Raw genomic sequence first — 22,784 nt, 5'->3', positions numbered from 1 at the left:
AAATGTCAGTCTTCCGGCGATCCTCGGTCCGCTACGGCCGCACACCCGAACCCGAAACCCCGTACCAGCGCGCAGCGCAAGTGTGGGACGAGCGTATCGGCTCCGCCCGCGTACAGGCCAGGAACTGGCGGCTTATGGCCTTCGGTTCGCTGATCCTCTCCTGCAGCCTCGCCGGCGGCCTCGTCTGGCAATCCACGCACGGCACTGTCGTTCCCTGGGTGGTGCAGGTCGACAAGCTCGGCGAGGCGCAAGCCGTGGCGCCGGCCACCGCCGACTACAGGCCGAACGACCCGCAGATCGCCTGGTATCTCGCCCACTTCATCCAGATCGTGCGCTCGCTTCCGGCCGACCCGATCATCGTGCGGCACAACTGGCTGCAGGCCTACGATTTCACGACCACGGCGGGCGCGGCGGCGCTGAACGACTACGCCCGCGCCAATGACCCCTTCGCCAATCTCGGCAAGCAGCAGGTCGCTATCGACGTCTCCAGCGTCATCCGCGCCTCGCCCGATAGCTTCCGCATCGCCTGGGTCGAACACCGCTATCAAGACGGGGCGCTCGCCGGCACCACGCGTTGGACCGCGATCCTCACCATCGCGATTCAGCCGCCCACCGATGCCGATCGGCTGCGCAAGAATCCACTCGGCATCTACGTCAACGCCATCAACTGGTCGAAGGAGCTGGGATAATGACCCCGCCAATTTTCTTGAGAGCCGGCGGTCCGGCGTCCCGCTTTTCCAATATTCACAAAAGCCGGAGACACGGCGATACGTCTTTCCGTAAATCCGCTCCTGCGGCTTTGCTGATGGTTGTCTCTGCGCTTGGTGGCTGCGCGCACAATTTCATCCCGCCTGACATCAACTACGATAGTGCGGAGCCCGCGACGCTCGCGGTCGATCCGCCGGCGCCCGTCAAGATCGTGGAATTGCCGAAACCTCTGCCGTTGCCCGGGCAGTTGAAACCGCTCGCCGCGGGCAAACGCGTCCCGGAAGCCGCCGATCCAAAGGTTCGCGTCAAGCAGGCCAATGCCGCGGCACGGGTGCAGCCGGTCCGCAATGGCTTCATCAACGCGGTACAGGTCTATCCCTTTTCCGGCGGAGCCCTCTACCAGGTCTATACGGCGCCCGGTCAGATCACCGACATCGCACTGCAAGACGGCGAGCAACTCGTCGGTTCCGGTCCGGTCGCCGCCGGCGACACTGTGCGCTGGATCATCGGCGATACCGAGAGCGGCGCGGGGGCGACCAAGAAGATCCACATCCTGGCCAAGCCGACGCGGCCGGAATTGGTCACCAATCTCGTGATCAACACCGACAGGCGGACCTACCTGCTCGAGCTGCGCTCGACGGAGAAGACCTACATGGCCTCGGTCTCCTGGCAGTATCCCGAGGACCAGCTCATCGCACTTCGGCGGCAGAATGCGACGGCTGAGGCCGCCGCGCCAATCGCGGCTGGCGTCGATCTCGGCTCGATCAACTTCCGCTACGCGATCGAGGGCGATGATCCAGCCTGGCGGCCGCTGCGCGCCTTCGACGACGGCAACAAGGTCTATATCGAGTTCCCCAGCGGTATCGCGCAAGGCGAAATGCCGCCGCTGTTCGTGATCGGTCCGGCCGGCGGGTCCGAACTGGTGAACTACCGCGTGAACCGCAACTACTACATCGTCGATCGCCTGTTTGCCGCCGCCGAATTGCGTCTTGGCGACAAGGACAGCGAGCGGCGCGTGCGCATCGTCCGCACCGACGGAAGGCCCCGCGCATGGCGATAGATGGCGAACACGAACATCAAGGCGACATCCCGCCCATCGCGTCGCCGGACCTTCGGCTTCGAGGCGAGCGGCCGCGCGTCACACGCCTCTCACGCAAGGTGCTCGTCGGCCTCGGCGCAGTGTCGGCCCTCGCCGTCGCGGGCGCGCTTGGCTACGCGCTGCAGACCGGCAATAAGCAGCAGACCGGGCAAGAACTGCTCAGCACCCAGAACAAGCCTTCGGCCGAGGGTCTGGCGGGCTTGCCGAAGGACTATACCGGTCTGCCGCGCCAGGCGCCGCCGCTTGGGCCGCCGCTGCCCGGCGATCTCGGCAAGCCGATCCTCAACGCAGGCGCTGCACCGAACACCGTGGTCCCCGGAACGACGTCCGATCCGGAGGCGCAACACAGAGCGCAGGAGATTGAGGCAGCCCGCGTCAGTCGCCTCTTCGCCCAGACCGCACAGCAACCGCAGAGCGTCGGCCAATTCATCCCGAATGCCTCGGCCAGCACAGTGGCGACTCCAGCCGCGACACCCCCCGTCGATGCCGGATCAGCCCAGAACATGCAGGACCGCAAGACGGCCTTTCTCAATGCTTCGACGGACAAGCGGACGGTCAGTCCGGACCGGCTCGAAGCCAAGGCTTCACCTTACGTCGTGCAGGCCGGCGCCGTGATTCCGGCCGCGCTCATCACGGGCATTCGTTCCGATCTGCCTGGCCAAGTGACCGCTCAGATCACGGAGGCGGTCTGGGACAGCCCGTCCGGAAAATATCTCCTGATCCCGCAGGGTGCGAAACTGATAGGTCAGTACGATAGCTCAGTCGCGTTCGGCCAGTCTCGCATCCTCCTGGTCTGGACCCGCATCATCATGCCGGACGGCAACTCGATCGTGCTGGAGCGCCAGCCCGGCGCCGACACTGGTGGTTATGCCGGACTCGAGGACGAGGTCGATAACCATTGGGGCATGCTGTTCAAGGCCGCCGTCCTCTCGACCCTGCTCAGCGTCGGAGCGGAGGCGGGCACGAGCCAAAATGAGAACAACCTCGTTCAAGCGATCCGCAGCGGCGCGTCCAACAGCATCAGCCAGACCGGTCAGCAGATCGTGCAGCGCCAGCTCAACATCCAGCCGACGCTGACCATCCGGCCAGGTTTCCCGGTTCGGGTCATCGTCACGCGGGATTTGGTGCTGGCGCCCTATGGCAAGGGAGGAACACCATGACGAAGCTCAAGCTTGGGCCGCTCGAAGACGACAAGCCGGTCAAGCTCACGATCGAGCTTCCGGCGGCAGTCTTCAGGGATCTCAAAAGCTACGCCGAGATTTTGACGCGTAGCGGAAATGCAACGGCGCCGACCGAGCCTGCCAAACTGATCGCGCCGATGATCGAACGTTTCATGGCGACCGACCGGGCCTTTGCCAAGGCACGACGAAACGCTGCTCAGCCCGTGCCTGGACCGGCCGAGAGATCGGGATAGCGCTCGCGAAGCAGGTCGAGGAACGGACGCAGCGATGGATTGGAGTTGTCATGCCGCCAATAGCCGCGGAAACTCAGTCGCGTCGGACCGTCGGCATCGTGGACCTCTCGGAAGGTGACTCCCTCATAGGCAGCGCCGGTCGCACCTTCCAATGCAAGCAGAAGGCCTCTACCGGCGCCGACCAGGGTGAGAAGTCGGTCAAGTACGACATCATGGTGAAGCAGCCGGCACGGGTCGGAACTCCCCAATTTGCCGATAAGGACCTTAAGCAGTTCGGGTGCCGGGCCGTGCTGGGTCAGCAGAAGCGGTTGTTCTCTCAGTTCGGCCCAATAAACCACATCGCGCGCAGCGAGTGTATGGGTCTTGGGGAGAGCAACGACGACACGTTCACTCCAGAGCAACAACGACCTGTCGCTCCACCTTGGAGTGGGTTCGGCGACGAAGGCGATGTCAATGGCGGAGCCGGCGAGGTCGGAGATGAGACGGTCTCTGGATCCGTCGACAAATTGCGTATCGACATCCGGGAAGCGGTGCTGATGGTCGGAGAGAGTCGCCCGGAGATTACCGGCGGAGAACGATGCGTGCACACCAATGGTCAGTCGACCGCTCTCGCCACGCGAGCGGTTCTTGACACGCACCGTCATAGCGTCTGTCTGATCCACGATGCGCTGGGCCGTACTGAGAAATTCCTGACCTTCAATTGTTGGTCGCGTGCCGCCATTGGTGCGCTCGAAGAGAGTCACGCCCACCGTGTGTTCAAGACTTCGCAAGCAGCGACTGAGCGTTGACTGTTTGATTCTGAGCGTCTCTGCCGCTTGGCGGAGACTTCGGTGCTGGGAAGCGACGATTGCCCAACGTAGATGTCGAAATTCCACTGGCACGGTCACTTAGTTTTCGCTTCCGAAATACTACTTGACACAATCCCAAGACGATTGCAAAAGTTACATAACGCATATTCGGTATGTTTGGGGCTCAAAGCCGTGGGTTGCGCAAATATCTTCCCTTCCGACTTTACTGACAGGCCGTACTGGTGGGGCGATTGGAACCCGCACGAGTTTCCGCTTGTAGAAGTTCCGCGAGAGGCAGACGCCGTCGTCATTGGCGCCGGCTACGCCGGCCTGTCCTGTGCTTTGGAATTGGCGCGAAATGCCAAGTCCGTGGTCGTTCTCGAGGCTGATGTGCCGGGCATTGGCGCCAGTACCCGCAATGGCGGCCAGGTGACCGGTGGAGTCAATGTAGGCAAAAAGCCGTCGGGTGGTGCGCCCTCTGAACTATGGAAGAAGCGCGAATCTGCGATGCTTGCTGAGGCCGCCGAGGCTTACCGGCTATTTGAGCGAACACTGGACCTTTACGGCATCGATTGCAGCTACCGTAGAAATGGGCGCATTACTGCTCTCTGGACCTCAGAGCATTTGCGGGGCTGGGCCGAACGCATCCCGCTGCTCAACGCGCAAACAGGCGCGGACATCCGCGAGATGTCGCCTGACGAGATGCGACGGGAACTGGCGAGCGACTACTACGCTGGTGGTGTTTTCGTTTCGCACGCTGGGCATATTGATCCTGCCAAATACTTCCGCGGTCTCTTGCGCGCCGCGCAGTCCTCCGGAGCCGTAGTCTGCAGCCATGCGCCGGCAAGCAAGATCGAGCGTCGAGGTGAGGGCTTTGAAGTAACGACCGAGCGCGGCGCTGTTCGGGCACGCGAGGTGGTTATCGCAACAAACGGCTATACTGGAATGCTGATGCCAGGGCTGCGCCGCCGTGTCGTGCCAGTGACCTCGCATCAGATCTGTACAGAGGAACTGCCATCTGATCTCCAGCGATCATTGATTCCCAATGACCGGGCGGTTGTAGAGACGCGACGCGTGACCAATTATTACAGTATGTCGCCAGATGGCAAGCGGCTGCTGTTTGGGGGCCGCGCTCGTTTCTATCCGCTCACCGCTCGCCAATCGGCCACTGTGTTGCATACCCAGATGGCCGCCCGTTTCCCACAGCTCGCCGATGTGAAGGTTAGCCACAGTTGGGGCGGCTATGTCGCCTTGACGTTCGATTTCTTGCCACACATCGGCAAGTTGGGCGGCGTGCACTACGCGCTCGGCTGCAACGGGAGCGGCGTAACTATGATGAGTTACCTCGGACACAAGGTAGCGCGCCAGATTCTCGATCGGCCAGAAGCCGAAACGAGCGCGTATGCTGCACCATTGCCAACGCACCCGCTCTACCACGGCCGGCCGTGGTTCATGCCCGTGATCGGTACCTACTTCCAATTGCGAGACGTCGTGGACCGACAGCTTTCTCGCCGCCGCGCCGCGTCGTCTCCGGCGCGAAGTGCCGCATGAACGTGGCATTCCAGCTTTGGTTTCAATCGACGCTGTATGAAGCCACGCGGGTTGTTCTCTACGGGGGCGCCGCTGCGTTGAACAAGCGAAGCGACAAGTGAGCCCTTCTCGGAGATGTCGAAATGAGTCTTAGAATTGGTGTGGACATCGGCGGATCGTTCGCGGATTTCGCCGTCCTGGACTCGCAGACGCGCAGTGTTCGCACTTTAAAGGTCTTCTCGCGGCCGGACAGCCCGGGCAGTGAAGTGCTCGAAGGCATGGCCGGTCTGGCCCGCCGCTACGGCATCGATGCGCGCGACGTTATCTATTTTACCCATGGCACTACCGTCGGCGTCAACGCGGTTGTGCAACGGCGGGGTCTGCGACTAGGGCTCATCACAACGCGCAACTTTGAGGACGTGTTGGATATTGCGCGGCTCAAGATTCCGGACATGTACCACTTGATGTCCACTCGACCGGCGCCACTGGTTCCGCGCGACCGAGTCTTTGGCGTCGACGAGCGGCTCAATTTTGATGGCAGTGTAGACACTCCGGTCGACGAGGAATCTGTGTTGGCCGCTTTGGATGCGATGAAACGCGCCGAATGCGAGGGCGTTGTGATTTCATTGCTGCATGCCTACCGGAACCCGGCGCACGAACAGCAAGTCAAGGCGATCCTGCAACGTGCGCAACCGGATCTATTCGTATCTTGTTCGCATGAGGTTTGGCCGATCATCCGAGAGTACGAACGGACCCTGACAGCTGTTATTGGCAGCTATGTGCAGCCAAAGGTCGCGCACTATCTCTCGAGTTTACAAGCGGCACTCAAGAAAACCGGCGTGCCGGCCGACCTCAAGGTGACTAAGTCCAACGGCGGCGTCATGAGCGCTGAGCATGGCAAGTCTAATTGCGTTCAGATGATTCTGTCTGGCACCGCATCTGGCGTGATTGGTGCAGCTTACATCGCGGAGCAATGCGGCATCCGCAACTGCATGAGCCTCGACATTGGCGGTACGACTGCCGACGTCGCGCTCATTATCGACGGTAAGCCGCAATACGCCACAGGGGAGTACATCGGTGACTTCCAAATCCACATCCCATCCGTGTCGGTGTCGTCAATTGGCGACGGCGGCGGTTCGGTTGCTCGGGTTGACGAGTTCGGCGTCCTGAAGGTTGGCCCCGAAAGTGCCGGCTCCAACCCCGGTCCTGTCTGCTACGGTCGAGGTGGTACGCGCCCCACAATTACCGACGCCTTCGCCGCAATGGGAGTTCTAGGCCAATCGGCTCTTGGTTACAGTACGGTGCAAGTCGACCGCGACGCTGCTATCCGAACGATTGCAGAATTGGCCGGTTCGCTCGGACAGGAGCCCCATAAAACCGCAGAAGCCATCGTCAATGTTGCTATTTCTGGCATGTACGCGGGCGTCAGCCGACTGGTGTCTCGCTTCGGCATTGACCCGCGCAGCTTTACGTTGCTTCCTTTCGGCGGTGCCGGTCCGATGCTCGCCTGCCATCTGGCGCGGGCACTGAATATCGATGAGATACTTGTGCCAGCGACACCGGGCGTATTGAGCGCTTTGGGTGGCCTCATCGCAGACACCAAAAACGACTTCGTTAAGATAACCTATTACAATTTAGATGCCAACACCCTTGAGCAACTAGATCAAGACCGTGCCGAACTGGAAGCTCTCGCGCGCGGCTGGATCCGCGAGGAGACCGGTAGTGACGCTGAGGCAGAGGTCAGTCTGTCTGCCGACATGCGCTACCGCGGCCAATCCTTTGAAATCGATACTCCGCTCAGTCCTGCCTCTATAGCTGCAGGCGATCTCGCCGCTGTGCGCGCAGCATTCCACCGTGAGCATGAGAAGCTCTACGGCTATAGCGACGAGACTGCCATCGTTCAGGTCATCGCACTTCGCCTGATCATAACAGCGCCGACACCTAAACCGGCATTGCAGACGCTCGAAGAAGCGACCGGACTGCCGCAACCGTTGCGTTCGGTCGAGGTTTTCATGGACGGGACCTTCCGTGAGGTGCCGCTCTATCAGCGGGATGCGTTGCGTGCCAACCAGTGCTTTGATGGCCCGGCGGTCGTTGTGCAGGATGATACAACCACCTGCGTACTGCCTGGCTTCAAGGTGACAGTTGACCATCACGGCAACCTGTTGATTAGAGCGGTGTGATCAGCATGAAACTCTCCGAGCGACTTAAAGAAGCCGGGCTGCTGAAACGGCATTTCCTTTGCGACGGACAATGGCACGCTGCATTGTCCGGGACCCAATTTGCGGTCGCGGATCCGGCCACTGGCGTCCAGATCGCGAGCGTACCCAACGCCGAAGCCGCTGATGCAACCGTTGCCATCGATGCGGCCGAGCGAGCCCTGCCATCCTGGCGTGCGCTCACGGGCAAACAAAGGGCCCGTACGATGCGCCGCTGGTACGACCTGCTGTGCGAGAGCGCTGAGGACCTCGCCGTACTGATATCAGCTGAAGAGGGCAAACCGCTGAACGAGGCGCGCGCTGAAGTCGAATACGGCGTTTCGTTCGTCGAGTGGTTTGCAGAGGAAGCCAAGAGGATCGACGGAGACGTGCTCCAGAGCCCGAACTCCGACAAGCGCCTACTCGCTTTGAGGCAACCGATCGGAGTTTGTGTTTCAATTACTCCCTGGAATTTCCCCTTGGCCATGATTACGCGGAAAGTGGCCCCCGCGCTTGCCGCAGGTTGTACAATTGTGGTCAAGCCCGCGGAGCAAACTCCGTTGACGGCGCTCGCGATCGGCGAGCTTGGTTTACGGGCTGGCATACCGGGCGGCGTACTGAACATCCTGACCGCTGATAGCGCCAATTCTGTATTGGTTGGTGAAGTGTTGACCGGCGATCCGCGTGTGACGCATCTGTCCTTCACCGGATCGACGGAGGTGGGTCGCCTTCTGATGCGCCAATGCGCGTCCACCATCAAAAAGGTATCTTTAGAGCTCGGAGGGCATGCGCCGTTCATCGTGTTCGACGATGCGGATCTGGAAGGTGCCATCGAGGGCGCGTTGTCAGCCAAGTACCGCAATGCGGGTCAGGCGTGTATCTCGCCGAACCGCTTCTACGTACAGGCTGGTATCCACGATCGCTTTGTTACGCGCATCTCCGAGCGCAGCGCAGCACTGCGGGTTGGCAACGGCTTCGACCCGGGCGTCAACATTGGGCCACTGATCGACGCGCAAGCGGTGACGAAGGTTCAGCAGCATGTAGACGACGCAATCCGTCAGGGGGCCCAGCTAGTTACCGGCGGCAAGCCGGGCGAATTGGGTTTCTTCCAGCCTACGGTGATAGCCGGCGTCACGCAGGCAATGGTGATGTCGCGCGAGGAGACCTTCGGGCCGGTGATCGGCGTCGCTCGGTTTGAAACGGAGGCCGAACTGCTGGCGATAGCCAATCACAAAGAATATGGGCTGGCCGCCTATCTCTACACGCGCGATCTAGCTCGAGCCTGGCGGGTTGCTGAGGCTCTGGAGTTCGGGATGATCGGTATCAACGCCAGCGCAATCTCTAACGAGGTGGCCCCATTCGGCGGAGTTAAGCAATCCGGTCTTGGTCGAGAAGGTTCGAAATACGGCATCGATGAGTACCTCGAAATGAAATACTTGTGCGTTGGATTGCAGTGAAAGTTCATGAGAACGAGCATGGATTTCGATAAAGCGGAGCTACAGGTTTTTGCCAACTATTGCGTTGCGGTAGCGGAAAGCATGGCTTTCACGTTGGCACGCACCGCGCATTCCACTTTCGTCAAGGAGACGGAAGACTTCTCCTGTACCATTATGACCCCCGACGGTCAGACTTTCGCGTCACCGCGAACGTTGGGAGCGACTTGGTACGCTGGGCTGGACTATGGCCCCCTGTTGCAGTTGGTGGGCTCGTATGAGCCCGGTGATGTCTGGTTCACCAACGATGCTTACAGCGGTTACGTAGCTACACATACGCCGGACATAGTGATGTGGAAGCCGGTGTTTCTCGAAGGCGAGCTGATCTGCTTTGTCGGAGGACACATCCATAACACCGATATGGGCGGTGCGGTCCCAGCTTCCTTATCCCGAACGCTGACTGAAGTGCACCAGGAGGGCATCCGTTTTCCGCCAATGAGGATCGTGCGGGGCGGCGTGGTCGACGAAAGTTTGCTATCGCTGATGGCCACAAACGTTCGTGCGCCTGAGCAGAACCGAGGCGACATGAAGGCTCAATTGGCGAGCTTGGCCACCGGCGAACGCAAAATTCTCGAAACCGCCGAGCGTTTTGGACGCCAGCGTTTCCGTGACGGCATTGAGGCGCTGTTGCGTTATTCGGAGCAGCAAGCACGGGCAGTGGCACGCACCATCCCGGACGGCAATTATTTTTTTGCCGACTACGCCGACGAGGATGCCGCTATCGATGGAAAGCCGATGCGGGTTGCTTTGGCGCTGCGCGTGCGCGATGGCGAGCTGGAATTGGATTTCACTGGAAGCGATCCGCAGCTGTCATCCTCTCTAAACGTGCCCACGGGCGGGCGCGAGCGTCACGTCCTCCCGCTAGTTGGCTTAAACTACGTGCTTTACTCACTCAATCCGGACTTGCTCTTGAATGCCGGTATGTTGCGTATTGCGCGATGTATCCTGCCGGAAGGTTCAGTCCTGAACCCGCAGCCGCCGGCAGCGGTAGGGATGCGCAGCCTGACATGCATGGTCCTGCAAGTGGTTGTGCTCGGCGCCTTTTCACGTGCCGCACCGCACCGATTGCCTGCGTGCCCGTCGTCAGGCATGTCGATCCTTAATATCAAAACCATGGACAGGGATGGCCGGACGATCATGGCTTCAATCGGACCCATCGGGGGCGGAGCCGGTGGCGGGCCAAGTGCCGACGGTTCTGATGGTTCGGGCGCCAACTCAGCGTTTCTCCGTAACACCCCAGTGGAGATCAACGAGGCCGAGGTACCGATCCGAATCCGCCGCTACGGTCTGGTGCCCAGCAGCGGCGGAGCCGGCAAATACCGTGGCGGGTTGGGAACCGTCATGGAATTTCAAGTCTTCTCGCCCAACACGCTGGTCACGGCGCGCAACCGGGATCGATCGTACTTCGGCGCATGGGGCGTGCTCGGTGGATCGGCCGGACGGACCTCAACCTTTACTCGGAACCCGGGGTTGTCCAATGAAGAGAATCTGGGAAATATCGATCTAGTAGACTGCCGGCCGGGCGATATCATTCGCTGTGAAGGTGGAGGTGGAGGAGGCTACGAGGATCCGTTCGAACGCGTGCCTGCTAAGGTGTTGGAGGATGTACGCCGCGGCTATGTGACCGCAGCCGATGCGCGAGAGCTGTACGGCGTGTCTATAGGCAATGGGCTCTTGGATGAGGTCGAAACTTCTCGCATGCGCCGAGAACGTGCTCGGCGCATGACGCTTGAGCACTTCTGCTACGGTGCGGTGAGGGTCGCGCACGAGACGAAGTGGACCGAGGCGAGATACGCGGCACTGACGCGACGCCTTGCTGAATTGCCGGTGACCTGGCGGTTCTTCCTGAAGCATCAGGCTTTTGATGCGCTCGATGCCCGCCTCGCCGTTGGGGAAGCGCCGGATGGTCCAGAGGTGGTGGACGACATTTTCGACGCACTTATTCTGCAGTACCCTGAATTGGCCGTAGGACGGGGCCTGCGGCCGGCATGACGGTGGCCCCCGCACTCCGGGACCCAGACAGAATGATCGGACCGGACTCAAGCAAATTGTTTGCCAGCTTGAGAGCAAAGCCACCTTCACGGCTCTCTCGCGACGAGATATTACTCGGTGATGTCCAAGACAGCACAACGTCCACGGCGGTCACAGGCGGATCGAACTGCAGCTGCAAGAGCTGCTTTGGTGAGCGCCGCCATAACCGTGCTCAGTGAACAGGGGTTCGCACGGGCCACGAGTGTCGCGATAGCAGAACAAGCAGGCCTATCTACCGGCGCATTGCATCACCACTTCGCGACCAAAGAGGACCTTTTTATTGCCGTGCTGGACGATGTCACCGCGAATGTGATCGCGTTGTTCGCCGATCTCCGGGAGGGGAGGGGCGGTAGCTCCCACCTCGCCGATGCATTGATAGGCTCGCTGTGGTCGGTCTATGGCAAGGGGGCTTATTGGGCGGTCTGGGAGATCAACATAGGCTGGCGAAGTGACAAGGGCCTATGCAAGCAGTTGGCGGATCACCGCAGGAACTCGCGCGGCCAAATGGACGCCGCTATTCGCGACAACTCGTTTCTTTCCGATCGCACCAAGAACACGCTGATTGCACTTCTCCCTTTTATCCTTTCGGCAATGCGCGGCATGTTCCTCGAGACCTTCGCGAACCGCGAGGATTCGTTCTTTCAAAGCCAATTGGACGTTCTTGCTGGCCTCCTGAAAGCTCGCCTGGACCAGGCCGCCACTCAGCGTCGGCAGGGTGAGTTCGCTGCAGACGCCTAAGTCATGAACTCCGGCTTTCAGTTCTGACGAAGTTCGGAGTTCGGGCCGATGCCAGCTTGCTCGAACAGGTGGCCCAGCGCCAGGCGTCGAATTCCACGGGCCGACTGTTTTCGGGCACAGTCGGACGGATTGCCTACGAGCTTCTCGACTCGGGCCAAAAATTAATCTTGACACAATTGCAATATACGCATTTACATAACGCGCATTCGGTATGTTATATGATCGTCTCTTGGGTGGCGGCGGATCGTCCGATGTACTTCGGACATGGCCCCGCCTGAAAGCAGCAGGCTCGTCGTTTATGGATGCGGTGACGTGAATAGTGCAGCCAGCTTAGTGACGGGCTGTTTCCGCATGCCGCGGATTGGCTTGGGTACCTGGAAGCTCGAAGGGGCCGATGCCATCTCCGCAGTTCTAGCGGCTTTAGAGGCCGGTTACGAGCATATTGACACCGCGGGCCGGTACGGGAACGAAGAGGCTATCGGGCAAGGGATCGCGCGCGCTGGAGTTGCGCGCTCCCGATTGTTTCTTACCTCGAAAGTGTGGTGGACGGATCTAGAGCCGGAGCGGCTCCTGGCCTCCGTCGAGCGCAGCGTTGACTCTCTTGGCTGCGACTATCTCGACCTCCTCCTGGTGCACTGGCCGAACCCCGCGGTGGAACTCTCAAATACGCTATCGGCTATGGCAGAGGCCAAAGCAATGGGCCTTGTAAGGAATATTGGCCTTTCCAATTTCCCCTCGAGAGCCCTGTCCAAGGCTGTGCAACTAAGCAGTGAGCCGATCGCGGCGCTTCAGTGCGAATATCACCCTTATCTGGATCAGTCGAAGTTAATATCGATCTGTAGAGAGGCGCGAATTGCCTTCGTGGCGTATGCGCCGTTTGGCAGCGGTGCACTGCTGTCGGACCCGACGATTACAGATTTTGCGGCGGCCCACGGGACGACTGCAGCGGATATCGTTCTCGAATGGCTGATGCACCAAGAAGGTGTGGCGGCAGTCCCACGTTCTTCAAACCCTCAACGAATTGCCGCCAATCTGCGCAGAGGCAATATCTCGCTTTCCTCACAAGAGATGGCCGCAATAACCGCTCTACACAGGCCGGACGGCCGTGTGTTTTCCCCTTCATGGGCGCTGGATTGGGACGAGTGAACGAGAGCAAGATGGAGGTGAGAATGACGGAGATCGTGTGCCTCAATGGTCAATTCGTGCCAGCGGCGGAGGCCAAAATATCGATCTTCGACCGCGGTCTCACCTTCGGAGATAGCATCTATGATTGCTGCCCCGTTGTTGCTGGCCGCCTCATCAATTGGCCTCTCAATCGTGCCCGCATACAGCGCTCGCTGAAGGAGATCACCCTTTGCGTGCCGGATCGCTTCTGGAATGAACTCGACGAGCGCGCCACTGAGTTAATCAAGCTCAATGATCTGCGTGAGGGATACGTCTACCTTCAGGTAACACGCGGCGTGGGCGAACGTGTCTTCACTTACGACGACAACATGACGCCCACAGTCATCCTGAGTGTCTGCAGGACTAACATCGTTAAGCGAGGCCACGCGTATCGAGGAATCGCCGTGTGCTCGGTCGAAGATCTCAGATGGGGGCGGCGCGATATCAAGACTACGCAGCTGCTCTATCCGGTGATGGCCAAGATGGAGGCGAAGTCAAAGCAATGCCAGGAAGCTTGGCTCGTCTCCGCAGGAATGGTGACGGAGGGAGCCTCGACTAACGCATACATCGTTCAGCGCGATGGCACCATCGTTACCCGGCCGATCTCTCAAGAAATTCTAGCGGGCTGCACCCGAGATGCGCTGCTTTCGCTCTGCAAATCCAGGCGTATCAATGTGGACGAGCGAGCGTTCGGCCTCGAAGAGGCGCTCACTGCTCGGGAGGCATTTATAACGAGCGCAATCCACTTTGTGACGCCGGTGACTATCATCGACGGAAAGAAAGTTGGAGATGGGAAAATAGGTCCGCTCACGGCCGACCTGCATGAAGCGTTCTTGCAATCAATAGGTTGCTGACAAAGGTCCTCGCTGTCGTTCGCGACGCGGTCGTCAAACGAAAACAGAGGCCCCTTGATAATTGCTTCTTACGAATGCACGAACGAATTGAGTTCTGACTCAACGTGATTGTCGATCGACCCAAACAAGATCTGACCAATGGAGGAGAACGGCCAATGACATTTCTCATCAATCGTAGACGTCTCATGCTTGCCACCTCGTCCGCTGCGGCGGTTGGTGCGTTTGGGGTCAGCCCCAGCCGTGCGGCCACGAACGAATTGAGAGTAATCGTAGGCGGCGGCGATTTCGGCAAGGCATTTGTCGAAGCCTACGTCAAACCCTTCGAAGCGGAAACCGGTGTCAAGGTTACGCCAATAACCCAGAACATCGACCCAGCACAAATTCCCATGATGGTAACGACCAAGAGCGTTACCGTTGATGTCGTCATCATGGGTTTGCCCGAACAATTCGCGAGGGAGGGTTACCTCGAAAAGATCGACTACTCGATCTACAAAAAGGAGGAACTGGATGGCATTATTGAGCGATGCAAGCATCCCTATGGCGTTGGTCCTTACGTTGTCTCGTTGAACCAGGTTTACAACACCAAGAGTTTTCCCGCGGATAAGCCGCGCCCGAACACCTGGAGTGATTTCTGGGACGTCGAGAAGTTCCCCGGCAACCGTTCGCTCCCGTCGGTGAACTGGGCTCCGTGGGAAGAGGCGCTGCTGGCGGACGGTGTACCGGTCGATAAGCTGTATCCCATCGATGTGGAACGAGCTGTGGCAAGCTTGAATAAAATTAAGCCACATGTGCGGAAATGGTGGATGAACGGCTCGGAAATCTTGCAGATAATGCGTGACGGTGTGGCCGATCTGGCCGACTGCTATGATGGACGCGCGGTGTTCTTGATGGATCACGGTTCGCCCATCGAGATTGTCAGGAATCAAGCGAAACTATATTCCGATTATTTGGCGATCCCGAAAGGCAGCCCGAATGCGGAGAATGCGCAAAAGTTTATCGCGCTCGCTCTGCGCTCCGACCGACAAGCGGCCTTTGCCAAGCTTTATCCTCAGGCACCCACGAATCGCAAGGCCTATGAATTCCTTGATGACAAGATAGCGCGCAAGCTTTGTACCTACCCCGAGTACTTGAAACAGGGTTATTTCCAGGATCTGAAATGGTACGCGGAAGTCGGGCCGGACGGAATGACTAACCGCGACCGGCTCAACAAGCGTTGGAACCAGTGGATTCTGGAATAGCTAACTAAGAAATAAGCTGCCTTGCCATCCGCACGTAATGGCAAGGCAAATAGTCGGTGTTCGCTACTTAGGAGCGTCGTCGATGGTCTGGGTCCTCCTCCGGTAGGGAAGATGGGCCGATGTCGGTCTGCTTCCGGTCGCATTGGAGATTCAGTCGTGGGTTTGCCATTTGAAAAGACGGACCAGCCAATTTCAGGCGAGGGACCGTCGGAAAAGTTGTGTGAGAATATTCAGATCGAGTTCCGCAACGTTACGAAGTTGTACGGTACGATCGCTGCTGTCAAAGACCTGTCGCTATCAGTGGGGAGGGGCGAGTTCTTAACGATCCTCGGTCCCAGTGGGTCGGGAAAAACCACCACGCTGATGTTGCTCGCGGGATTTGCGTCTCCCACCAAGGGGGACATCCTCGTCGCCGGAAAATCGGTGGCAACGGTACCCGCATATCGGCGCGATCAGGGTATCGTATTCCAAAGCTACGCATTGTTTCCGCACTTGAGCGTGCGGCGGAATCTCGAGTTTCCCCTTGAAATGCGGGGTATGAGGTCGAGCGAGCGTTCAACGCGGGTAGACCGCATACTTAGCCTCGTACATCTTGGCGAGCATGGCGAGCGGATGCCAAGCCAGCTAAGTGGCGGCCAGCAGCAACGGGTAGCTCTTGCGCGTGCGCTGATTGCCGATCCTCCGGTCCTCCTGCTGGATGAGCCGCTTGGTGCTCTTGATCGTAACCTTCGGGAACAGATGCAGGGCGAGATAAAGAGCCTTCACAAGGAATTCGGCATCACCACGGTCTGCGTGACACACGATCAGGAGGAAGCGCTGACCTTATCCGACCGTGTCGTTGTAATGCGCGATGGTCGAATTGAACAATCCGGGACGCCCGAAGTGCTCTACGATCAACCGGCAACAAGATTTGTGGCCAATTTTCTTGGTGAAGCCAATTTCCTGGAGAGTTGCGGGATAAAGGTGGAAGCGGGCATCCCGCACCCCAACGGTGCTATTGCCATGATCCGGCCGGAACGGATCAGCTTGTCGGCACTTTCGGCATCACCGCCGAGCCCCGATCAAAGACAATCGGTCACAGGTACCGTTGAGGACATGATATACGCAGGCCCGCTGCGAAAGTATCGCGTACGTGTGGGCGCCGGCGCGATCCTGGTGCGTCAACATGTCGATTCGGAGCAAGATGTCTTTTCCTACGGAGATGAGGTTCGACTGGATTGGCGGCGTTCAGACGTCCGCTTCGTCGCAGCCTGATCGGGGGTGAACTGGTATGAGAATACTCAACAATTTGGGTCGCATGCCGATCTTGCTCACGGTGCCTGCCATCGCAATCCTTTTGATTGCAGTTGGCGTTCCCATCGTTCAACTGTTCTTGACAAGTCTGAACGCGCCCGCGCTTTCGCTCGTCAACTACGAGGCTTTCTTCGGTGACAGCGCAAATCGCCGGGTTCTGCTTCAGACGATAGAAATCAGCATTATCGCCACGCTGCTGTGTCTCATCATAGGATATCCGACAGCATATCTCATCGCCGGCGCCTCGAAAAAAGTGCGAGTGGTGCTCACCGTATTGGTGTTCATTCCGTGGCTTACCAGCGCCTTGGTGCGCACTTACGCGTGGGTGGTGATACTTGGAGACCACGGGCTAATCAACCAGTCGCTACTCGGCCTGGGGCTAATTTCGCACCCGCTGCCACTCCTGTATAACCGTCTAGCCGTCTATATCGGTATGGTCCATATCATGCTTCCGATATTCATTCTGCCGCTTCTCAGCGTGATGGTGGGCATAGACAAGTCGTTGATGGCTGCGGCGCGCAGCATGGGGGCACGTCCTTTCGCAGCGTTTTTCAGAGTCTATCTTCCGCTCAGCCTACCAGGTGTGCGCAGCGGGGTATTGCTTGTCTTCGTGATTTGTTTGGGGTTCTACATCACGCCGGCAGCGCTCGGTGGACTTCGGGATGTCATGCTGTCCAATTTCATTGCCACTCAACTTTCGACCTCGGTTAATTTGGCACCTGTGGCCGCCTCGGCATTCATCTTGTTGGCCGCCGCTGCAGTCGCGCTATTCATTTTTGGGCTAGATCTTTCCGGAGGGGGTAGCCACGGCGCCATTGAACTGACGAAGCGAAAAAGGCTCCAGCGAGCACGTAGAGTGGCTCTGTGGCTGAATGAATTCGCTGCCCATCATAGAGCAAAACGGTGGCGAATCGAACTTTATCGACCAGCCGAAGTCATACATTGGTCGACTCCGGTCGGAGCACTGTTTCTGACATTGGTGATGCTTTTCCTTCAGGTTCCTGGCCTTATCGTGATCGCGATGTCATTCAGCCCAGCGGCAGTTCTTGAGTTTCCGCCCTCTGGCTTTTCGCTGCGGTGGTATGAAACCTTTTTCGCAGACCCCAGCTGGACCAGTGCCCTCATGGTAAGCCTCCAAATCGGGCTATCGGTCGCCTTGGTCTCGGCAAGTGTTGGAACGCTTGCGGCGTTCGGTCTCAATCGTACAGTTACCCGTGTCCGATCATTGTTGACCATGGTTATCCTTACTCCGATCACCTTTCCCATTATTGTCGTTGGCGTCGTGATCTATTTTGGCTTGGTCAGGTTGGGACTGATCGGAACGATATCGGGGGTGGTTATTGCGCATAGCGTTGGGGCGATTGCCTACGTATTTGTAATTGTCTCCGCCACTTTGGCGAATTTTGATCGGCGGTTGGAGCAGGCGGCGATGAGCATGCGCGCGGGACCGATAACAACATTCCGAAGGGTGACTGTTCCACTTATTTTGCCGGGCATTGTTGGCGGCGCGGTATTTGCTTTCATTCACTCCTTTGACGAGGTCATCATCACATCCCTTGTCAGCGGATTTTCGATAAGAACATTACCGCTCAAAATGTACGAGAACATAAGCAATCAAATCGATCCGACGATTGCTGCAGTGGGTTCCTTGCTCACGCTTCTGCCGGCACTTTGGTTGCTCGTGCTTTATCTGACGTGGTGGAAATCAAGATCGTTGGCTCAGAATGTCCGCCCGGAGTCGCTCGCTTAGCTTATCGAGCTTACAAACTTTCCCTGCCAAATCATCTTGACTCCGGCGGTTAAGCACAGTTACGTAACGCATACGCGGTATGTTATGATCAAGAAGGCGACCCAAAGTGGGCAAAATAAAGATCCATGCGAAATAGATCGGAGTTGGCTGTGAAGGATCTCGTATGCCTCAACGGCGAGTTCATGCCAGCCTCGGAAGCGAAGATTTCTGTCTTCGATCGCGGTTTAACCTTTGCGGATAGCATCTACGACGTATGTGTCGTTGTGGGGCACCGTATGATCAACTGGTCCTTGAATCGCGCGCGCATGAAGCGAGCGTTGCAGGCAATTCGCCTTGACGTGCCAGACCAGTTTTGGACGAAACTTGATGATCGGGTCGCCGAGTTAATCCGGCTCACCGATTTACAGGAGGGTTTCGTTTACATCCAGGTGACGCGTGGGGTTGGCGAGCGCACGTTTACATATGAGGACCGCCTGACGCCGACGGTCATATTGAGCGTCAACAGGATAACGATTGTCAAACGTGGAGCCGCTTATCACGGGATCGCGGTGTGTTCGGCGGATGACTTGCGATGGGGGCGCTGCGACTTCAAAAGCAATCAGCTCCTCTACCAAGTGTTGGCAAAGGTGGAAGCCAGGTCCAAAGGCTGCGATGAGGTGTGGCTTGTCTCTCGCGGACTAGTGACTGAAGGCGGCTCGACGAACACCTATATAGTTGACCGCGACGGGACCATCGTCACTCATCCTCTTTCGCAACAAATTTTGGCAGGCTGCACTCGGGACGCACTGTTGTCTCTTTGCAAATCTCTAGACCTAAGGGTGAACGAGCGCGCGTTCAGTTTGGACGAGGCTCTTGCGTCTCGAGAGGCGTTTATCACAGGCGCGACACACCTCGTGACGCCGGTCACCTCTATCGACGGACGGAAAGTTGGAGACGGCCAGGTGGGTGAACTTACAACAAAACTCCACGAGGCGTTCCTCCAGTCAATCGGCTGCTAGCCCGATCCGATATGGGAATATGAGCCGCCTATCTGTTGCGCTTACCAGCTATCCCTGGAGATCTTGATGAAGAAGGCACACGTCGTTCTTTCCAGCCCGAAGGATGTGTTTCCGGGGGTCAACTATGAGCACGCCTCAAGGGCAGGAGATCTCATCTTCTTGGCCGGCCAGATCGCACAGGACGAGAACGGAAACTGGGTGGCGCCTGACGATCCTTATAAGCAGGCACAACAGATCTATCGCAATATCGACCGCGTGCTCGCTCATGTGGGCGTAACACGTCGTGATGTTGTTAAGGTCAACACCATCTTGATAGATGGAAACGACCGAGAGGCAGTGACGAGAGCGCGTTTGGAATATTTCGGTGACCATCGGCCACCTCACACGGGCGTTATCGTCGCCGCACTATCATGGCCCGAAATAAGGATTGAAGTCGAGGTGATCGCATACGCGCCACTCGAGAAGTCGGAAAACAAGGGATGACCGAGCTGTCAGCATCTTCGTCCGTTCCGGAACGGAATTGACGTGCCACAAGAACCGGGAGACTCTTCAATGCGCTTGTTCGCCGCTACACTTGCCACGGAAACGAATCCTTTCTCTCCTCTTCCGACCAGCCTCAATTCTTACAAAGAGTGCGTCTTCCTTAGGCCCGGCGAGCACCCGGAAGAGACGCCGCTTTTCTGTACGGAGCCACTCTGGGTCGCGCGCCAAAGGGCAGCCGCTGAGGGCTTCACGCTCATTGAAGGAAGTTGCTTCGCCGCTTCTCTCGGGGGCACCACCAAGCAGCGCGACTATGAGTTCATGCGCGATGAGATCCTGAGTCAGCTCAAGGCGGCGCTTCCCGTAGACGGCGTGCTGCTCGGCCTTCATGGCGCTATGGTGGCTCACGGTTATGAGGACGTTGAAGGCGACATATTGGAGCGCGTGCGCGCCCTCGTCGGCCCGAAATGTGTCATAGGCGTCGAACTCGATCCGCATTGTCATCTCAGCGTCAAACGGGTGGAACTCGCTGACGTAATAGTCCTTTACAAGGAGTATCCTCACACCGACATGGTCGAACGCGCCGAGGAGGTGCTTGATCTCGTGCTGAAGACGCTGCGGGGAGAAATCAAGCCGGTTATGTCTCTTTATGACTGCCGACAAATTCAACTTTGTCTAACCACCGTGCCGCCGATGCGCGGCTTCGTCGATCGAATTAAGGCGATGGAAGGCAAGGACGGGGTGCTCTCGATCTCTATCTGCCATTGCTTTCCTTGGGGCGATGTGCCGGACCTATCCGGCCGCATTCTGGTCACCATGGACAAGGACAAAGCGAAGGGCGACGCACTCGCTACTATCATTGGCGAGGAGTTCATTTCTATGCGCGGCAAGAACTTGCCGCAATATTACTCCATCGACGACGGAATCAGCGCGGCCCTTGAATGCAATGACCCGCCAGTTGTGATCACGGATGCTGCCGACAGTGCCGGGAGTGGTGCGCCGTCCGACAACACGAACATCTTGCGCCGTCTCATTGAGCGCGGTGTCGAGAGTGCCGCGGTAGGTCCCATCTGGGACCCAATCGCGGTACGGCTCTGCTTTGATGCGGGCGAGGACGCCGAGTTTCCTTTACGCTTGGGCGGCAAGATTGGTCCGAGCTCTGGACTCCCGATTGACGCGATGGTGACTGTGGTTGGCCTGAAAGCCGATTGCTGGCAAACCTTTGGTCCGCGCCGGGGTTTGCTTGGTGATTGCGCCGCGATACGAGTGGGCGGCATCGAAGTCCTGCTTGTCAGTAACCGCACTGCGAGCACAGGCTTGGAGCTTTTCCGTAACGTCGGTATCGACCCTCTTACCAAGAAGATCGTGGTTCTCAAGTCCGCGAGGCCTCTCATGACGGCCGATGGTCCGATCGCTGCGAAGATGATCAATGTCGAAAGTGATGGACTGGCGAGCCTCGATTATCGCAAGATTCCTTACCGACGGATCAATCGCCCAATCTGGCCGCTCGATGGAGCTACTAGCCCTGGCCTCATCTTCTGACGAGGCACGTCACCGAACCGACCTCGATAGGCGGACTTGGAATCCAATTTCGAGGCGAGGCATTCCTGCTCGCGCTTCTTCGGAGTTTAGCGGCACGCTTGCTAGGACCCGAGAACCGCGCCATCCGGAGCGATGAAAGGGCGCGCGCGAAGGGGCATGTCGCAAATCGGCCGCCGCTGCAGGCGGGAATCGTCAGAATCAAACTAGCGGTAATTCCGCAGACCTCAATAATTAGGAGATCGTATTGGGTGTTTGGACTTTGGGAGCCGTCGGCGACGTCTTCGTCAATCGCAAGAAGCCGAACGATGCGTTCTTCGGTTCCAACGATTTGCTGCATAAGATCGATGTCGTATTCGGTAATTGCGAAGGCGTGTTTACCGATCATCCGCATTTTGCGCCCAGTTCTGGCTGGCAAGTTATCGCGCCGAAATTGAATGGAAGCGCGCTCGGCGAAGCTGGATTTGACGTGATGGCGGTCGCGAATAATCACATTATTGATGCGGGGCACGAGGGGCTGGCCGACACCTTGAACTTACTTCATTCGCAGGGGATCAAGACCGTCGGCGCTGGGGCAAACCTGGCCGAAGCAACAGCAGCCGCTGTTGTCGAGCAACACGGCACTAGAATCGGCTTTCTCGGTTTCTCGTCCGTCTATCCCGTCGGCTATGACGCTCGCAGATCGAAGCCCGGGCTCGCCGCTATGCGAGTTCATTCACATTATTTCATTCCTGAGTGGTCTTATGGTCATGTCGAACCGGGCGTAGTGCCCGCAGTTAGGACTTTCCCGTTTCCCGAAGACGTCGAGCTCCTGAAGTCGCTGATCCGGGATCTGCGCAGCAGGGTAGATGTCGTCGTCGTCAGTCACCATTGGGGGCAGGCCGCCAGGCCCGTTTACTTGACCGAATACGAACGGACTCTTGGCCGTATTTCCATTGAGGCAGGTGCTGACGTGGTCCTAGGGCATCATCATCATTTCCTGCGCGGTATCGAGTTTCACGAGGGTAAGCCTATATTCTACGGCCTCGGTCATTTCGTTTTCGATCTGCCAGGCCTCGACGTCATTCACAATGGCCATGAGCTGGAAAAACTGAAGGCGATTGGGGAGTACGCGATCTATCCACGCGAGGGCTTTCCCTTGTCGCCATTCCATCCTGACGCTCGCATGACGATGGTCGCCGCCTGCGATTTCGAAGGACCTGAGATGATATCGGTTGGATTTTTCCCATGTCTCATCAACGAGGAAAATCACGCTATGCCGTTAAAGGTAGATGATTCGCGAGCTCAAGAAATCGTCGACTATATGTCAAGGATTGGCGGCGAAGTTGACTTTGAAACGTGCTACTCACCTATTCTAGAGAGATCGGGCCTCGCCTATTCACGGGCAACGAGAGGCCGAAGAGTGGGCTAGAGCTCTGTGCAAACGAGGGCGGATACCAAATCCATCTGTCGGCGAACGTAAACGCTTG

General features: G+C 58.1%; 19 protein-coding genes. 18 read left to right on the top strand and 1 reads right to left on the bottom strand.

All coding sequences use genetic code 11. From position 1 onward, the window contains the following. Positions 1–2 precede the first annotated feature (2 nt). Genes trbF through JJE66_RS07300 form a run of 4 tightly spaced genes read left to right on the top strand, consistent with a single transcriptional unit; the run spans position 3 to position 3,221 of the window. On the top strand, positions 3–689 hold the full coding sequence (gene trbF, locus JJE66_RS07315) for a conjugal transfer protein TrbF (RefSeq protein ID WP_200513474.1): 687 nt from the start codon (positions 3–5) through the stop codon (positions 687–689). Next, on the top strand, positions 689–1,768 hold the full coding sequence (gene trbG, locus JJE66_RS07310; RefSeq protein WP_200513473.1) for a P-type conjugative transfer protein TrbG: 1,080 nt from the start codon (positions 689–691) through the stop codon (positions 1,766–1,768). Before trbF ends, trbG begins: the two co-directional genes overlap by 1 nt. Next, a complete protein-coding gene (locus tag JJE66_RS07305) occupies positions 1,759–2,967 on the top strand; it encodes a TrbI/VirB10 family protein (protein ID WP_200513472.1) in 1,209 nt (402 codons plus the stop codon). Before trbG ends, JJE66_RS07305 begins: the two co-directional genes overlap by 10 nt. After that, a complete protein-coding gene (locus JJE66_RS07300; protein WP_200513470.1) occupies positions 2,964–3,221 on the top strand; it encodes a DUF2274 domain-containing protein in 258 nt (85 codons plus the stop codon). Before JJE66_RS07305 ends, JJE66_RS07300 begins: the two co-directional genes overlap by 4 nt. Here the strand turns inward: JJE66_RS07300 and JJE66_RS07295 are convergent. After that, positions 3,185–4,096 carry a LysR family transcriptional regulator gene (locus JJE66_RS07295; RefSeq protein ID WP_311979905.1) on the bottom strand — a complete coding sequence of 304 codons (912 nt, stop codon included), beginning with the start codon at positions 4,094–4,096 and terminating at the stop codon, positions 3,185–3,187. The two genes, JJE66_RS07300 and JJE66_RS07295, sit on opposite strands and share 37 nt — an antisense overlap. Here JJE66_RS07295 and JJE66_RS07290 point away from each other — a divergent pair. The 14 genes from JJE66_RS07290 (at position 4,082) to JJE66_RS07225 (ending at position 22,726) form a co-directional block, all read left to right on the top strand. Then, a complete protein-coding gene (locus JJE66_RS07290; RefSeq protein WP_200513468.1) occupies positions 4,082–5,560 on the top strand; it encodes an FAD-binding oxidoreductase in 1,479 nt (492 codons plus the stop codon). The genes JJE66_RS07295 and JJE66_RS07290 overlap by 15 nt on opposite strands. A gap of 122 nt (positions 5,561–5,682) precedes the next feature. Continuing rightward, complete coding sequence (locus JJE66_RS07285) at positions 5,683–7,722, top strand: hydantoinase/oxoprolinase family protein (RefSeq protein WP_200513466.1); 2,040 nt, start codon at positions 5,683–5,685, stop codon at positions 7,720–7,722. 5 nt (positions 7,723–7,727) lie between these two features. Further along, entirely contained in the window at positions 7,728–9,194 is a 1,467-nt protein-coding gene (locus JJE66_RS07280) for an NAD-dependent succinate-semialdehyde dehydrogenase (protein WP_200513464.1), read from the top strand. An 18-nt stretch (positions 9,195–9,212) separates the two neighbouring features. Next, entirely contained in the window at positions 9,213–11,222 is a 2,010-nt protein-coding gene (locus tag JJE66_RS07275) for a hydantoinase B/oxoprolinase family protein (protein ID WP_200513462.1), read from the top strand. Between the two features lie 189 nt (positions 11,223–11,411). Beyond that, positions 11,412–11,999, top strand: a complete 588-nt coding sequence (locus JJE66_RS07270) for a TetR/AcrR family transcriptional regulator (protein WP_200513460.1) — start codon at positions 11,412–11,414, stop codon at positions 11,997–11,999. Positions 12,000–12,311: 312 nt separating this feature from the next. Continuing rightward, a complete protein-coding gene (locus JJE66_RS07265) occupies positions 12,312–13,145 on the top strand; it encodes an aldo/keto reductase (RefSeq protein ID WP_311979832.1) in 834 nt (277 codons plus the stop codon). Positions 13,146–13,168: 23 nt separating this feature from the next. Further along, entirely contained in the window at positions 13,169–14,017 is an 849-nt protein-coding gene (locus tag JJE66_RS07260; RefSeq protein WP_200513458.1) for a D-amino-acid transaminase, read from the top strand. Between the two features lie 155 nt (positions 14,018–14,172). Next, positions 14,173–15,255, top strand: a complete 1,083-nt coding sequence (locus JJE66_RS07255) for an ABC transporter substrate-binding protein (protein WP_200513456.1) — start codon at positions 14,173–14,175, stop codon at positions 15,253–15,255. Between the two features lie 156 nt (positions 15,256–15,411). Continuing rightward, positions 15,412–16,509 carry an ABC transporter ATP-binding protein gene (locus JJE66_RS07250; protein WP_409362797.1) on the top strand — a complete coding sequence of 366 codons (1,098 nt, stop codon included), beginning with the start codon at positions 15,412–15,414 and terminating at the stop codon, positions 16,507–16,509. A 16-nt stretch (positions 16,510–16,525) separates the two neighbouring features. After that, positions 16,526–18,298, top strand: a complete 1,773-nt coding sequence (locus JJE66_RS07245; RefSeq protein WP_200513453.1) for an ABC transporter permease subunit — start codon at positions 16,526–16,528, stop codon at positions 18,296–18,298. A gap of 149 nt (positions 18,299–18,447) precedes the next feature. Continuing rightward, complete coding sequence (locus JJE66_RS07240) at positions 18,448–19,296, top strand: aminotransferase class IV (protein ID WP_200513451.1); 849 nt, start codon at positions 18,448–18,450, stop codon at positions 19,294–19,296. Between the two features lie 66 nt (positions 19,297–19,362). Further along, entirely contained in the window at positions 19,363–19,779 is a 417-nt protein-coding gene (locus tag JJE66_RS07235; RefSeq protein ID WP_200513449.1) for a RidA family protein, read from the top strand. 69 nt (positions 19,780–19,848) lie between these two features. Then, positions 19,849–21,318 (top strand): M81 family metallopeptidase, encoded by a 1,470-nt coding sequence (locus JJE66_RS07230; RefSeq protein ID WP_200513447.1) that lies wholly within the window; start codon positions 19,849–19,851, stop codon positions 21,316–21,318. Positions 21,319–21,562: 244 nt separating this feature from the next. After that, entirely contained in the window at positions 21,563–22,726 is a 1,164-nt protein-coding gene (locus JJE66_RS07225; protein ID WP_200513445.1) for a CapA family protein, read from the top strand. Positions 22,727–22,784: the final 58 nt, after the last annotated feature.

It is taken from the genome of Bradyrhizobium diazoefficiens (assembly GCF_016612535.1).
Lineage (GTDB): Bacteria > Pseudomonadota > Alphaproteobacteria > Rhizobiales > Xanthobacteraceae > Bradyrhizobium > Bradyrhizobium diazoefficiens_C.
This window is presented reverse-complemented; position numbering and strand designations above follow the sequence as displayed.

Bases quoted from the DNA above. Each gene is read 5' to 3' on its own strand.
- trbF (WP_200513474.1), top strand. From the start codon at position 3: ATGTCAGTCTTCCGGCGATCCTCGGTCCGCTACGGCCGCACACCCGAA.
- trbG (WP_200513473.1), top strand. From the start codon at position 689: ATGACCCCGCCAATTTTCTTGAGAGCCGGCGGTCCGGCGTCCCGCTTT.
- JJE66_RS07305 (WP_200513472.1), top strand. From the start codon at position 1,759: ATGGCGATAGATGGCGAACACGAACATCAAGGCGACATCCCGCCCATC.
- JJE66_RS07300 (WP_200513470.1), top strand. From the start codon at position 2,964: ATGACGAAGCTCAAGCTTGGGCCGCTCGAAGACGACAAGCCGGTCAAG.
- JJE66_RS07290 (WP_200513468.1), top strand. From the start codon at position 4,082: ATGTCGAAATTCCACTGGCACGGTCACTTAGTTTTCGCTTCCGAAATA.
- JJE66_RS07285 (WP_200513466.1), top strand. From the start codon at position 5,683: ATGAGTCTTAGAATTGGTGTGGACATCGGCGGATCGTTCGCGGATTTC.
- JJE66_RS07280 (WP_200513464.1), top strand. From the start codon at position 7,728: ATGAAACTCTCCGAGCGACTTAAAGAAGCCGGGCTGCTGAAACGGCAT.
- JJE66_RS07275 (WP_200513462.1), top strand. From the start codon at position 9,213: ATGGATTTCGATAAAGCGGAGCTACAGGTTTTTGCCAACTATTGCGTT.
- JJE66_RS07260 (WP_200513458.1), top strand. From the start codon at position 13,169: ATGACGGAGATCGTGTGCCTCAATGGTCAATTCGTGCCAGCGGCGGAG.
- JJE66_RS07255 (WP_200513456.1), top strand. From the start codon at position 14,173: ATGACATTTCTCATCAATCGTAGACGTCTCATGCTTGCCACCTCGTCC.
- JJE66_RS07245 (WP_200513453.1), top strand. From the start codon at position 16,526: ATGAGAATACTCAACAATTTGGGTCGCATGCCGATCTTGCTCACGGTG.
- JJE66_RS07235 (WP_200513449.1), top strand. From the start codon at position 19,363: ATGAAGAAGGCACACGTCGTTCTTTCCAGCCCGAAGGATGTGTTTCCG.
- JJE66_RS07230 (WP_200513447.1), top strand. From the start codon at position 19,849: ATGCGCTTGTTCGCCGCTACACTTGCCACGGAAACGAATCCTTTCTCT.